Annotated in this window: 18 protein-coding genes; 5 read left to right on the forward strand and 13 right to left on the reverse strand. The window is 42.0% G+C overall.

Annotation, left to right across the window (positions count from 1 at the left end; all coding sequences use genetic code 11):
• Positions 1-124 precede the first annotated feature (124 nt).
• Complete coding sequence (locus tag L3V23_RS08345) at positions 125-826, forward strand: tRNA (adenine(22)-N(1))-methyltransferase TrmK (protein ID WP_102965226.1); 702 nt, start codon at positions 125-127, stop codon at positions 824-826.
• Between the two features lie 38 nt (positions 827-864).
• On the opposite strand, the gene L3V23_RS08350 is transcribed toward L3V23_RS08345, so the two are convergent.
• Positions 865-1365, reverse strand: a complete 501-nt coding sequence (locus L3V23_RS08350) for a GNAT family protein (protein WP_042485830.1) — start codon at positions 1363-1365, stop codon at positions 865-867.
• A 230-nt stretch (positions 1366-1595) separates the two neighbouring features.
• On the opposite strand from L3V23_RS08350, the gene L3V23_RS08355 reads away from it, so the two are divergent.
• Positions 1596-2117 (forward strand): DUF2058 domain-containing protein, encoded by a 522-nt coding sequence (locus L3V23_RS08355; protein ID WP_102965325.1) that lies wholly within the window; start codon positions 1596-1598, stop codon positions 2115-2117.
• 82 nt (positions 2118-2199) lie between these two features.
• On the opposite strand, the gene L3V23_RS08360 is transcribed toward L3V23_RS08355, so the two are convergent.
• The 8 genes from L3V23_RS08360 to L3V23_RS08395 form a co-directional block, all read right to left on the reverse strand.
• The gene (locus tag L3V23_RS08360; RefSeq protein WP_102965225.1) at positions 2200-2634 is read right to left on the reverse strand and encodes a GNAT family N-acetyltransferase; all 435 of its coding nucleotides are present in this window, start codon (positions 2632-2634) and stop codon (positions 2200-2202) included.
• 15 nt (positions 2635-2649) lie between these two features.
• Positions 2650-3141, reverse strand: a complete 492-nt coding sequence (locus L3V23_RS08365; protein WP_102965224.1) for a GNAT family N-acetyltransferase — start codon at positions 3139-3141, stop codon at positions 2650-2652.
• Positions 3142-3164: 23 nt separating this feature from the next.
• Positions 3165-3368 (reverse strand): DUF1289 domain-containing protein, encoded by a 204-nt coding sequence (locus L3V23_RS08370; RefSeq protein WP_042485825.1) that lies wholly within the window; start codon positions 3366-3368, stop codon positions 3165-3167.
• 38 nt (positions 3369-3406) lie between these two features.
• Complete coding sequence (locus L3V23_RS08375; RefSeq protein ID WP_102962473.1) at positions 3407-4201, reverse strand: PhzF family phenazine biosynthesis protein; 795 nt, start codon at positions 4199-4201, stop codon at positions 3407-3409.
• A gap of 47 nt (positions 4202-4248) precedes the next feature.
• Positions 4249-4719 (reverse strand): GNAT family N-acetyltransferase, encoded by a 471-nt coding sequence (locus L3V23_RS08380; RefSeq protein WP_102965223.1) that lies wholly within the window; start codon positions 4717-4719, stop codon positions 4249-4251.
• Between the two features lie 240 nt (positions 4720-4959).
• Positions 4960-5325, reverse strand: a complete 366-nt coding sequence (locus L3V23_RS08385) for a VOC family protein (protein ID WP_102954232.1) — start codon at positions 5323-5325, stop codon at positions 4960-4962.
• 395 nt (positions 5326-5720) lie between these two features.
• Positions 5721-5969, reverse strand: coding sequence for a DUF3297 family protein (locus L3V23_RS08390; RefSeq protein ID WP_042485816.1), 249 nt, complete (start codon positions 5967-5969; stop codon positions 5721-5723).
• Between the two features lie 130 nt (positions 5970-6099).
• A complete protein-coding gene (locus tag L3V23_RS08395) occupies positions 6100-6594 on the reverse strand; it encodes a GNAT family N-acetyltransferase (RefSeq protein WP_102965222.1) in 495 nt (164 codons plus the stop codon).
• 170 nt (positions 6595-6764) lie between these two features.
• Here L3V23_RS08395 and L3V23_RS08400 point away from each other — a divergent pair, with 170 nt between their 5' ends.
• Positions 6765-6947, forward strand: coding sequence for a hypothetical protein (locus tag L3V23_RS08400; protein ID WP_102954230.1), 183 nt, complete (start codon positions 6765-6767; stop codon positions 6945-6947).
• A 39-nt stretch (positions 6948-6986) separates the two neighbouring features.
• Here the strand turns inward: L3V23_RS08400 and L3V23_RS08405 are convergent, their stop codons facing one another.
• The 3 genes from L3V23_RS08405 to L3V23_RS08415 all read right to left on the reverse strand — a co-directional run bounded on the left by L3V23_RS08405 (position 6987) and on the right by L3V23_RS08415 (position 8800).
• Positions 6987-7205: a VF530 family protein gene (locus L3V23_RS08405; protein WP_042485806.1), complete on the reverse strand. Its 219-nt coding sequence runs from the start codon at positions 7203-7205 to the stop codon at positions 6987-6989.
• A gap of 89 nt (positions 7206-7294) precedes the next feature.
• Positions 7295-7570: an antibiotic biosynthesis monooxygenase gene (locus L3V23_RS08410; RefSeq protein WP_102965324.1), complete on the reverse strand. Its 276-nt coding sequence runs from the start codon at positions 7568-7570 to the stop codon at positions 7295-7297.
• Positions 7571-7810: 240 nt separating this feature from the next.
• The gene (locus tag L3V23_RS08415) at positions 7811-8800 is read right to left on the reverse strand and encodes a 2-hydroxyacid dehydrogenase (protein ID WP_102965221.1); all 990 of its coding nucleotides are present in this window, start codon (positions 8798-8800) and stop codon (positions 7811-7813) included.
• 566 nt (positions 8801-9366) lie between these two features.
• Between L3V23_RS08415 and L3V23_RS08420 the strand changes: the two genes are divergently transcribed.
• Entirely contained in the window at positions 9367-10770 is a 1404-nt protein-coding gene (locus L3V23_RS08420; RefSeq protein ID WP_042482348.1) for an HD-GYP domain-containing protein, read from the forward strand.
• 301 nt (positions 10771-11071) lie between these two features.
• Here L3V23_RS08420 and L3V23_RS08425 read toward each other — a convergent pair whose 3' ends face one another.
• Positions 11072-11689 (reverse strand): LysE family translocator, encoded by a 618-nt coding sequence (locus L3V23_RS08425; RefSeq protein ID WP_042485793.1) that lies wholly within the window; start codon positions 11687-11689, stop codon positions 11072-11074.
• Positions 11690-12356: 667 nt separating this feature from the next.
• Here L3V23_RS08425 and L3V23_RS08430 point away from each other — a divergent pair.
• A complete protein-coding gene (locus tag L3V23_RS08430) occupies positions 12357-13607 on the forward strand; it encodes a DEAD/DEAH box helicase (protein ID WP_102965220.1) in 1251 nt (416 codons plus the stop codon).
• The last annotated feature ends 42 nt before the right edge of the window (positions 13608-13649 follow it).

A 13649-nucleotide genomic window follows, 5' to 3' on the forward strand; every position in this document is an offset into this window, starting at 1 on the left:
TGCCCCGAATTAGCTTCGTCCTCTGGTCACATACCTACGCTGAACTCCATGCCTTGTTATCGGTTTTCTAACGGCTGAAAAACCTCTAGAATGCGCCCGTTGAAACAGGTTTTAGGTACATTGATTGAAACTCAGCAAACGACTCAAACAAATTGACCAGATGATCACGGCATCTTACGACCATATTTGGGATTGCTGTTGTGACCACGGTTTTCTTGGTGCTTCCTTACTAAACAGACAAGCGGCAGCCAATATTCATTTTGTCGATATTGTCCCAAGCCTAATGTCAGAGGTAGAAAGTAAACTACAGCGCTTTTATGCCCATTCATCGTCTAAATGGCATACCCACTGCTTAGATGTCGCCAAACTACCTCTAGAAGAGTACTCAGGTAAACATCTGGTAATTATTGCCGGTGTGGGTGGTGATTTGATGATGCACTTCATCAGTGAAATACGCCGTCAGTATTCAAATCTAACAATCGACTTCTTGTTGTGCCCAGTCCACCACCAATTCGCCTTACGGCAAAAACTGATTGAGCTCGATTTCGGACTGATAGATGAAGTGCTGCTTGAAGAGAATAGTCGTTTCTACGAAATCATATACGTCTCAACCAAAGCGGAAGAAAGAATACCAGTCGCGATAACGGGCAGCCGTATTTGGCATTGCAACAGTGAACAACAAGCCGCTTCAGCAGACGAATACCTGAAGGCTACATTAAACCACTATCGACGCATCCAAAGTGGTAACTCAGCAGATGTTCAGCACATCATCGATGCTTATTCAGAAGTGAAGTTGGAATACTCTCATGATCAAGTGGCTGAATAACTCCTAAACAGCCACCATGTTGAGACGAATTGAGTTGATTAATTTAGGGTTTTCTCATAGCAGGCAAGAGTCAACGTTTTGCCATTAAGCACAAACGCATTCTTCTCTTGTCCTACGCGAACAAATTCCGCTTTTTCTAGCACACGCATAGAGGCAGGGTTATTAGTAGCGGCTTTTGCCGTTAGCAATCTAAGATCCAACTCATCACGAGCAATTTCAATCAGTTGTTTCACAGCAAAGCTGGCAACACCTTTACCGCTCCACTTTTGGCAAACCCGATAACCGATTTCGCATTCGTCATCCGTTACATCAATGATATTTGCGCGGGCAATCACCTCGCCGTCTTCAACAACCACGTAGAAGTATCCGGTGCCTTCCTCATGCTGCTCAATCAAACTATTCGTGATATCGCGAAAGCTAGCAAAGCTCTCATAACTTGGTGGCCTTGGAGGCACAAATTGCTCAAACCAGTCACGGTTGTTCTTCTCAAACTCAAAAAGTGATTGGAAATGTTTTTCTTCTAATAACTCTAATTCCATATCTCAGATCCACGTGGAAATTTATTAAATGGTACGAGCCAAAATTTGAATATAACGTCCAGTGCATGGACTCGCAATGCATAAATATCACATCTCGAACAATAAGATGCGGTATTGGGAGGTGACGCCATTCACTCAGTTGAAGCTAAAAGCTAACAATGTCAGTCGATGCTTTATTTGCTTGGCCTGAGCCGCTAAAATGGCACAAATTTGAGGAACTGGACATATCGATGGCAAAGCTAACTCTCCAAGAACAGATGCTAAAAGCAGGCTTGGTTAATGAGAAAAAATTAAAAAAAGCAAAAAAAGGTTCGAAGAAATCTCGTGTACAGGCGCGTGAAATTAAAGCGGCGGTTGAAGAGAACAAACGCGCTCAATTAGAACGTGATAAGGAACTGAGTCTGCAACAAAAAGAGCAGCGTCTAAGCAAAGAAATCAGCGCTCAAATTAAGCAGTTAGTAGAAATGAACAAAATTGATATTGCTGATGGCGATATCAAGTACAACTTCACTGACGGAACGCTTGTGAAGTCTCTGTATGTAACATCACTGATCCGCGATCAACTGATCAAAGGTATTGTCGCGATTGCTCGTTACGAAGAGACTTACGCAGTTATTCCAAGTGGTGTGGCAAACAAGATCGCCATGCGTGATGACAACACTGTCATCGAACAAAAAGCACTTGAAGCGGATATTCCAGCAGAAGATGATCCGTATGCAGATTTCGTCGTACCTGATGACTTGATGTGGTAATCACGACAGTTGTATTAAGTTCGAAAGCATTAAAAAACGGCGCTACTGGCGCCGTTTCTATTTCAGTTTGAGCAGATATTGGCTAGACGTTTAAGTTGTCTGAACTATTAAACGAATACATAGTTATCTCATTGCGCGGATACCAACCCAGTTTGTCGTAGAACCCTTTGGCACTGTGATTTTCATTCAAGACAAATAAATGGGTTTTCGAGATGCCGAGCTCCGCCAATGCGCGAATGGACTGGTCAACCAACCCCTGTCCAATTCTCTGCCCACGATAGCGATCATCTACCGCTAGGTGTTGTAAATATCCGCGGCGGCCATCTGTGCCCACAAGCACTGCACCAACAATGGTATCGCCATCAAGAGCGACAAAGCTGAGTGCAGGATTTCGCTCTAAATACGCCGCGATGTTTTGCTCAGAATCGGCGTCTCTGAGTGACAAATTATCGGTTTGTCCCCATAACTCAATTACGGCTTGATAATCAGAAATATCCATTTCTCGTATGGTGATCATCATACATCCTCACAATCAATCCAATACCCGCGCCATATGGTAGGCAGAAACGTATCCACCATTACGAAATGCATACGCCTTCGATTCACCTTCAACAGCAAAACCAAACTTCTTATACAGGTTAATCGCCCGATCATTGTCACTGTATACCGTCAGCTCAATCCGTTTTAGATTCAGCCAGTTGTCCGCCAGATCAATCACAGTGGCAAGCAAAGCGCTACCAACGCCACGGCCTTGAACATCGTCTTTCACTCCCATACCCAGAGAAGCCACATGACGCCTGCGTGGGCTGGTGCAAACTTCAAAACCCAAGTTGCCAACAATTTCTCCATCCACTAACGCGACATAGACAAACACATTGTCTGGCACATCCGTCGTACGCTTTTCCCACAAAGTCAGCGATGGATGAGGGAGTTGGAGTGTACTCGAATAGGCATTTTTACATTCATAAATTTGTTTGATGGCTCTTGCATCTGATGGCTCAGCCCTTCGAATTTCAACTGTCATAAATACTCCAACACTCTCTTTTATTAACAACGTTTGCGTTGTACTTTTCTCTGTTTACATCGTTCTATAATCTGAGTTTTTTCCGCGTCGGAAGACGCACTCCAATGAATGATTTCTTCTATCGTTCGAAAACACCCAACACAAATATCTTGTTCATCCAAACAACATTGACGAATACAAGGTGATGCTGGAGAACTCCCCGCCACTTTGTCTGCTTTCGAATTCATCTTTCTCTTCCTAGCTCTGCCACGTATTTCTCTGAGAGCTAAATGTAAATAGTTCCACGAGAGTAAAGCACACCAAATCCGGACACGAGCACTCGCTCATCAGTCACTTGGCAATAAAGCACTCCACCACGTTTTGATGCCTGATAGGCGACAAGTTCACGCTTTCCGAGTTGCTCAGCCCAGTAAGGAGCAAGTCCTGAGTGAATCGAACCGGTAACAGGGTCTTCATCTCCGCCGTTTGCTGGCCAAAAGTATCGTGAAATGAAATCGAACTCGCCTTCCGATTGAGCCGTCACCACTGCATCATAGGGTTCTAATAACTTAAGTTGTTCGCTGTAATATTCCACATTTCGCACATCTTGCTCGCTCGGCAAAATAGCGAAATACGCTTGCCTGTTTCTGAGCACTTTTACTGGCTTAATCGATAAACCCTCCAGCAATGCAGCTGGGATATCTTCAATGATTTGTGGGATCTGATTCGGAAAGCTCATTTCAATTCGTCCGTCATCCCGTTGGTTAACCTGAAGCTCACCAACTTGTGAGGTAACAAATTCAATCTGTCCTTCACAGCCTAAAAATTGGAAAAGAACATAAGATGCGGCTAGCGTTGCGTGCCCACAGAAATCAATTTCCGTGAGTGGCGAAAACCAACGTATTTGGTATCTATTGGGTGCCAGAGCTTTGATAAATGCCGTCTCTGATAAGTTGTTCTCCGCCGCGATATTTTGCATAAGTTCGCTAGAAAGCCATTCAGCTACGGGCACGACTGCGGCTGAATTTCCCTGAAACTTCTTATCAGTGAACGCATCCACCACAAAGACTGTTAATTCCATCTGATTGGCTCCAACGATTTATTAAACACGATACTTAACGCTTTTATCTATAAACTAAACTGCATGATGTGTTGTGGGCCGACAGGTCCACCCATATACAACTCACCACTATCCACAAAACCACATTTCAAATAACACGCATAAGCGGCCTTATTGCGGCAATTTACCGTTAACTGCATGACTTCATAATCGGGATAGTGCTTCGTCACATAGCTTGGTAACGCTTTAATGGCTTGGGTCGCAATACCTTTGCCTTGATATTTTTGGTCGACCAACAAAGCTCTTACGCCTATCGCCCTATGCTGTCCAAACTGATATTTCTCAGAGTAATCCAGATCGAGCAAAAAGAAGCCGACTGCTTTATCTTCAAAAATAATAAGGTGGGGATGTTCGGTCTCTTTTAACTGTTCAACCACTTTGGGAACATTACTGACCGTAAACTGAGCTTGGTCGCTTAGAACACTCAATAGGCTGGCTTCTTCTTCCCTAATTGGGCTGTATTTTTCAATCGTTACCACAACTATCCCTGACCCTTTTTACTTTTTGTAAGCGAGACAGATGTTCTCTCTTTATAGGGAGAACATCATCGTTTACTGAACGTAATAGTTATGCAACAAAGATTCAACAAGAAAATAAATTAACCTGTTGATTTACCGTTATTCATAAGAAGTCGAAGAGATAGTTTTCTGCCCAGTTGCTTGGCCCTGATTTTGTAAAACCAATCATTTGTGCATGACTTCACTACCAGCGTTTAGCCGTTATTGTTCGCCTAAACCTTCAGACCAAACAGCAAACTCATTGCCACTAGGTTCTGTAAAGTGAAAACGGCAACCTCCAGGAAACTCAAAGATAGGTCGTACGACATCTCCCCCATTGAGCAGTACTTTCTCTAATGTCTCCTCAATGTTGGCACTGTAGAAGATCAGTAGTGCACCGCCATTGGCGCTTAGGCTGCAAGCATCTGCTTTGTAAAAGCCACCATCAATCCCTTGATCTGAAAACGCAGCGTAGTCTGGTCCGTAATCAATAAACTCCCAGCCGAAAACCATAGAGAAAAAAGTCTTAGTGGCAACTAAATCTTTCGCGGCATATTCAACGTAATTGATTTTTTCATGTTGTTTCATTGTTTTCACTTCCTTCAATAAATGCTTGTTATCAAGCCATATTCTCAAACAACAGTTGGCAATAACTTGATTCCATACTTTATTTAAGCCTAGCACTCTATTGGATTTCGGGAAGTTTCAGCAAGCGAAACTCTTGGAAAATTACAGTTTAAGATCAGTGATATAAAAATGGTTGGGATTGCTTTAGTCAGTTGAGTCAACAAACACGGCGATCATTCGAAGGTAACAACAAACAGCAAGTGACAATGTCACGATAACTATTCACACCAGAGGCGAGTTTCGAACTAGGAGGTTATATAGGAAATGAAAACAGAGGAGAAAGATACATAGAGCTTGCACTCCATGTATCGAATTCAAGTGGCGAATAGTGAATATTCGCCAAAGAGAAGAGCGGCTTACTTGTAGAAAGCTTCTACTTCACCTTTTAAAGTGATTAGCATTGGGTTACCCCAACGGTCTTTCGCTTTTGGTGAAGGAATTTTTACCCAACCTTCACTGATGCAGTATTCTTCAACATCAGTACGCTCTTTACCGTTAAGACGAATACCAATATGGTGTTCAAAACACTCAGCAACGAAATGTGGGCTGCGTGGATTGCCTGATAGATGATCTGGTAAAGCTGGTTTAGAGTTGTTTTCGCTCATTTTTATGACCTGATATAAAAAAAGTAGGCCATTTTAAACAAAGCGAGCCACAGGCTCAACAAATAACACCCGACATGACACTGTGGTTAATAGGATCAGCAATCTTATCTTCACTAACGTGATTGTCGCTCTAGCTGTTAAATTCTAGCTGCCAGTAACCTACTGAGATCTGTTGATCAAATTTAAATCCTATATTGTTAAACTCACCAACTTTCTTAAACCCCATGCGCTCATGCAAAGCCACACTTGAAGGGTTAGGAAGAGCGATAGAACCAACAGCATTTTTGAAACCCGCGCTTTTCAATATCTCCAATAGCTCGCCATAAAGTAAACGACCGATACCTTTACCTTTCATTTGATGGGCAACGTATATAGAAGGTTCAACGGTATATCGGTATGCACTGCGGGCTTTCCACTGGTTAGCATAAGCATAACCTCTCACCTCGCCGTCTTGCTCTAGGACGATCCAAGGTAGCCCCAGACTCAACACGTTTTCAACGCGGTTGATCATTTCTTCTGTGCTTACAGGCAATTCTTCGAAAGATATGGTGGTAGTAGCAATATAGTGATTATAGATCCGAGCCATTGAATCAATATCTGAACTCGATACTTTACGAATGAGCATACGTCCTCCATGACGTCATCTTGTTGTTGATCTGCGCTTCAACTGATAAACAATATTTGCTCAATTTTAAACAAATCTTACTTATTTAACATAGTATTTTCGGCTGTTGGTTCAACAAAGACCTTAACCTCAACTATGCTTGTGATCTCATAAGTAGTGAGGACCGCTTTATGGTGGAAAAACTGAAGATGCCTTACATCACGGAAACCGTCTTGGTTGATGGTGTATATCAAGCTGAGCGCAGGATCGTCATTGAACGACGCCAAGGTAAGAAGCATGCCGTGAATTATGAACGTAGGAGGAATCAAGACCCGCGCTTACCTGCATCAAAACCCATTGACGAAGTCATATAGGTACGTTACCCAATCACATTAAGTCCATTAGCAGATGTCTTAACTGAAGGTTCGAATATAAAGAGCTTCTACCTTGTCTCTCGCCCATTGAGTGCGGCGTAAAAACTTCAGCGATGATTTGATTGAAGGATCGTTATAAAAACAATTCAAATGAATTTCAGCATCTAAACCTTCCCAGCCATAGTGTTCGACCAACTGAGTGAGAATTTTCTCTAGGGTTAGACCGTGTAATGGATTGTTAGCTTGCGGTTGGCTCATTTGGTGCTTCTCAGTAACAGAAAAATTGGAGGGGCAGTTTAACAGAAAGGTCAAACAAGACCTTATCTATCTCAAAATTCCCCGGGAAATTATTCAACAATCTCATAGTAACGCTCGACATTTCGCGTAACTTCACCCCAATAAGACGCTTTAACACGCTGCTGATGATATTCAAACGAAGCTTTATCTAAAAACTCTTCATAAACATCAAACCGTAAAGGGTTATCAGAGTTTTCAACCACATTAAAGACTAAACACCCTTGCTCTTCCAGCGTCAGCCTTTTGTGATTGATCAATTCTTGTTTAACGGCATCCAAATCCGCTTCAGGAACAATTATAAAACCTTTTAAAACGACTTTAGACAAAAAAGTGTTGGGAGTATCTCGCATAATCAAGCCTTCGGATAACTTCAGATATTCCAAAACGGACCGACCACCACTTTTAACCGATGGTCGAGTTGCACAGTAATGGAGCATTTGAGTTACATGCTATATAGAGCCTTAATCATCAAAAAACAGCGCTGAGCCCATTAAACCAGTAATAGGTGAAATGATTTATTCAGTGTGTTTAAACAATTAAAGCGACCCGTAAAATAAAAAACCTGTCTACAAAAAATTTGAGTTCGGCTTTGAATGGATGAATGCGTCAATATTATTTAATGTGGTTACAGCAATATTATCTAGTGCATCGGAGGTTAGAAAAGCTTGATGCCCGGTGAAAATAACGTTGTGGCAGGCTGACAGCCTGCGGAATACATCATCCACGATGACATCATTCGATTTATCTTGGAAGAATAGATCTTTTTCAGCTTCATAGACATCAAGACCAAGTGCCCCGATATGTCCTTCTTTAAGCGATTCAATTGCCGCAGAGGAATCTAATAACTCTCCACGACTAGTATTGATGATCATCACGCCATGCTTCATATTATCAAAGGCTGCTTTATCTAGAAGGTGGTAATTATCTGGTGTCATTGGGCAGTGAAGTGAAATGACATCAGACTGTTCAATTAAATCATTCAAGCTGCAATAACTGGCACCAAGTTCTCGAGCAACGTCGCTTGGGAAAGGGTCGTAGCACAACACATTCATTCCAAGGCCTTTTAAGATTCTTATCGTGGCTAAGCCAATTTTTCCAGTACCAATAATGCCCGCTGTCCTACCATGAAAATTAAAACCAACGAGACCTTCTAGCGAAAAATTTGCTTCTCTTGTACGTTGATAGGCCTTATGAAAACGTCGGTTTAAGGTCATCATTAGCCCAACAGCATGCTCAGCGATCGCCTCTGGTGAATAGGCTGGTACGCGTGCAACTGCAATATTGAACTCTTTAGCAGCGTCTAAATCGACGTTGTTAAAACCCGCACAGCGCATGGCAATCATTTTCACGCCATAACTCGCCAATTGCTCGATAACCTCGCGGGACAAATCGTCATTAACGAAAGCACACACCACCTCGCAACCCTTTGCAATTTGCGCGGTTTTGCTGGTGAGTAAAAAATCATGAAAATGATAGGATATATCTTCACGGTTTTTTACTTGCTCAAAACTCACTTGGTCGTAAGACTTCGTACTAAAAAAAGCAATATTAATCATAAGGTTTCCTTCCAGCTCATTCTCATAAGCCATAATGGTGAATGAGGTTAAAGTTTCTGATTTAGCGTTCAGCTAAGCCTAGTCTATACGCATCAATATCATAGCTAAGCCATTACACGAAACCACTTTTACTCTTCTCTATCCCTTAAAATCGTCAAACATGATTGCCCATCATAGGTTTTTGCCACAATACCTTGTCGGGATAGCTCGATTTACCATAGGGTGTTGGTGAACAACTAAGACTGAAACTCTGAGAGTTAAATTTAAAACTGTGACATTAAAGATTAGAACTTTTCTGCAGCTGAATGTTACAGACTACCTTTTGGCCGACAGAATCGCTCGGTGATCACACACAACCGACCTTTTTGTTTTGTCACATTTTTGGACAGAAGTTTGTTAGCGTCTTTACTAGCTAAGCGTTTGAGGTTTTATTTGAGATATTGCGCCCCCCTTTCTAACGGGTCAAAATTACTCATCCACCACAGTATTTTTGTTGTTATTTGTCATTAGATTAGAGTGTAAGGTTGCACTATAATTTTTGTTTAAATATTGATAAGTAGAGTGCGATGTTACTACAAGGTTCGAATCTCAATATGCCCCTAGCCGAGCTGATTTCTTCACTGACAGTAGCATTAGACATGACAGAGGGGCAGCCCTATGAACACAGTATGCGTTGCTGCTGGATTGGAATGCATATTGGTGAACGAATGAACCTTTCATCATCAGAGCTTCATGATCTTTATTTTACGTTACTTCTCAAGGACGCTGGCTGCAGTAGCAATGCTGCGCGTATTTGTGAGCTTTACGCCACAGATGATCTCATTTTTAAACAACGTTATAAAACGGTCGGTACTAGCCTGACCAGTGCGATTAATTTCGTCTTAAAAAATGCAGGTTCAGGAGAACATTGGCGCAAGCGTATCTCGACCACGATTGATATTTTGAAAAATGGCACAGATTACGCACAAGAACTGATTCAAACACGTTGTACCAAAGGCGCAGACGTTGCTCGTGAGCTTTTGTTCAGTGAAAATGTAGCACAGGGCATCAAACATTTGGATGAGCACTGGGATGGCTCAGGGCGTCCTGATGGATTGATGTATGATCAAATTCCATTGTTTTCAAGAATTGCTCTTCTTGCTCAAGTGATGGATGTTTTTCAACGTGAACATGACTTGAATAGTGCATTTGCTGAACTAGAAAGTCGTTCTGGAAACTGGCTGGACCCAAACTTAGTGGCCATCTCTAAACAGTTGAAAGGCAGTCCTGATTTTATTAAGGCACTTAATGCACCATCCATAGTCCCTTTTGTGCTTGCCATGTCTCCCGCCCAAGCGATGATTCCACTAGATGATGACTATTTTGATCGAATAGTAACTGCCTTTGGCAAAATCATCGATGCTAAGAGTCCTTTTACCTCCGGACACAGTTCCAGAGTAGCTGTTTTCAGTACGCTCATTGCTGAAGAACTCAATTTAGACCAAGAAGATCGACGCTGGCTAAAACGTGCGGCACTGTTACATGATCTCGGAAAACTTGGGGTAAGTAACACTATCTTAGATAAACCAGGAAAATTGGATGATGACGAGTGGGCACAGATACAAAATCATGCAGTGTTTACCAGAGAGATCATCGATAAGATATCTCCCCTAAAACAATTTGCCAAAATGGCAGCGGCTCATCATGAAAAATTAGATGGTACAGGCTACCCCGACGGACTGCTTGCCGATGAAATTTCTATGATGACACGGATTATTACCACCGCTGATATCTTTGATGCTATTACGGCTGAGCGCCCGTATCGAAGCGCCATTCCGATTCCGAAAACGTTAGAAATCATGGAAGAAAATGTGGGTACAGCCATCGACCCATTGTGCTTTAATGCGCTAAAAGTGGCACTGAACAAACTCCCTGAGAAATATATAAAAGATATTGGTATGAGTGAGGTTCCCGCGTCACCTATGCTCTAGATTGATTTGAAAAATAATAATTGGGTTAAATTTATCTCTCCAATAGAGCGATTGGTTAGCTCATTAATAAGAGCAAGTAAACACGACTACTAACATCAGGCCTTTACTTTTTACAAGGATGACTTCTTATAGATCAAACACCAAATAACAGAATGCGAACTAATGTTTACGCTAACACACAAAGGGGCAAATATGAGCTAGCCTGATCAACTGGCTCAGCGTTAAACATCTATGAGTTAAAAAACGCTTAGCGGTAATACTGGACTTTCTCAAACGAGAAAAACGTGATTTAAATGCCTAGCTATGCTTTGTTGCTCGATAGCAATGAGATACCAAAGCCAATAAATATTGTACCCGCAGCCCTGTTAATTAATCTGCTCAAATGACTTCTGGAGAACAAACTTGAAAATTTAGAGGTAACAAGAGCATAAGAAAAAAGAGCTGAGAAAGAAAAACAAGCAAACGTCAGCGAAAGCGCAAAAAATTGCTGCATAATTGGTTGTTCTACGTCTAAAAACTGAGGAAATAAAGCTGTGTAAAATGCGATTGCTTTGGGATTTGTTACTCCTACAAGGTAGGACTCTAAAAATAAGCGAAGGTTGCTTTTATTAGTAGTATAAATTCCATCGGTAATAACTTTACTTTTATCAGAAATCCAATACTGAATTCCAAGATAAATAAGATACGAACCACCTAGTATTTTTATAGCCAAATACAGATATTCGGAAGTGAGAATCACCGTACTCAATCCCGCAGCCGATAATGCAGCCATACTCAACATAGCCAACACGTTGCCAAACATACCCGAAAGTGCCTTTTTTAATCCGTAGATAGCGGTATTCTTTACAGCTAGAAAAACTGCTGGGCCGGGCGTAAATGTGGCTACAATGCATATCAGTACAAATAACAAATAGTCCATTATTTAATCTCCATAAATCTAAGCATTTTTCTGGAACGTTACAAAACGAACCGGTTAGATTGTAACCATCATGCCTCGTTTATTTAGTCACTTCAATTTTTAGTCAGAGTGTTAGTAAGTAGCAGCCTTTACCATGGATTAGCTAAATTTACTCAAAATAGCCTTACGCCCAGATTAAGGAGATATCTTCGTTAACGCGGAATGAGGCAGAAATGCTTCAGCCCGAACTGGCTGAAACGAAGATAGACACTCTCAAGTTCAATTCCCTATATACGCGATACCATCAATTTGCACATACCACCCGTTTTTCCACCTATATAATATAAGCAAAGTCTATTGAGATAGTTTTTTCTTGCGGGTTAACCATTTTTAAATAGCCCTTTGATTACTTTCTTAAGTAGTGGAATGTTCCAAACATCCCTAAACAGTCTCCGTCTATTTTAACTACATGGTCAAACGTAGTTTGTTGTACAACGCGTGTTAATGGGAGATTCCGCGCAGAGGTATTACGCGATCTGCCACTAGCGATAGCTAGGTTATTTCTGGTAGGGATTACCAGCGTTCTGTTGCGACAGTCAATAATCTAGTTGGTTTATTATCGCTAACACCCTCGTGTTAAATAGCATAAAATACACGGCCTTTACCCAGTACTGAGCCACTCTTCGTAATGACAGACAAAACACAGCAAGCGACATTCGCCGATCTTGGCCTGATTCCTACCTTAGTCGAGAGACTAGAAGCATTAGAATATAACCAACCCACACCTATTCAATCTCATGCAATCCCTCATGTTCTTGCCGGGCGGGATATGATAGGTGGGGCCAATACAGGCTCAGGTAAAACTGCCGCTTTCTCGCTGCCAATTCTGCAGAAAATTCTTCAGCAAGGTGAATCAAATGATCGTCGTGGCAACTTCGTTTCTCATTTAATTTTGGTTCCTACTCGTGAACTGGCATCGCAGGTAGCATACAGTGTCAAATCCTACTCATATCATCTTAGAGATAAAATCAAAACGGTTGCCGTATTTGGTGGCGTATCAGTGAACCCTCAAATGCTAGCACTGCGTGGTGGTAGTGACATCGTTGTTGCAACGCCAGGACGACTACTTGATCTGGTATCGAGTAACGCGATTAAGTTAGACCAAGTAAAAACGCTCGTGCTCGATGAAGCCGACCGTATGTTGAGCTTGGGATTTACAGAAGAACTCAATAAGATTCTTGCCTTACTACCAAAGAAGAAACAGACACTGCTATTTTCTGCCACTTTCCCTGACAAAGTCACAGCTTTGGCTCAGCACTTACTTAACGATCCTGTTGAAGTTCAGCTGCAGAGTGCCGAAGCTAGCACGTTGGTACAACGCGTGTTTAGTGTGAATAAAGGTGAGAAAACTGCGGTACTCGCCCATCTAATCAAACAGCATCAATGGCGACAAACTTTAATCTTTGTTAATGCTAAGAATGCCTGTAACCACTTAGCGCAAAAACTGTCAAAACGAGGCATCACTGCGGAAGTTTTCCATGGTGATAAAGGACAAGGTGCGCGTACTCGTGTCCTTGAGGGTTTCAAGTCTGGTGAGATTCAAGTACTAATTGCTACTGATATCGCTGCTCGCGGTCTTGATATTGAAAAACTGCCAGTGGTGATTAACTTCGATCTTCCGCGTAGTCCTGCTGACTATATGCATCGAATCGGGCGTAGTGGCCGAGCGGGCGAAGTGGGTCTGGGCCTATCTCTTATCGATTATGATGACTACCACCATTTTAAAGTGATAGAAAAGAAAAATAAGTTCCAGCTTGAACGCGAAAAGGTCGAGGGCTTTGAAGTGAATGACGATCAAAGTGAAGCATACTTTTTACCAATGAAGCCACGGGCAAAGCCAGCAGGTACGGGTAAAAACAAGAAAACGCGCAATCAGTAGAAGACGTAAACCACAAGTTAGTTTCATTGCGAAAATTTCTTG

The sequence above is a fragment of the Vibrio sp. A1-b2 genome, assembly GCF_021726015.1.
GTDB classification, from domain to species: Bacteria; Pseudomonadota; Gammaproteobacteria; order Enterobacterales; family Vibrionaceae; genus Vibrio; species Vibrio diazotrophicus.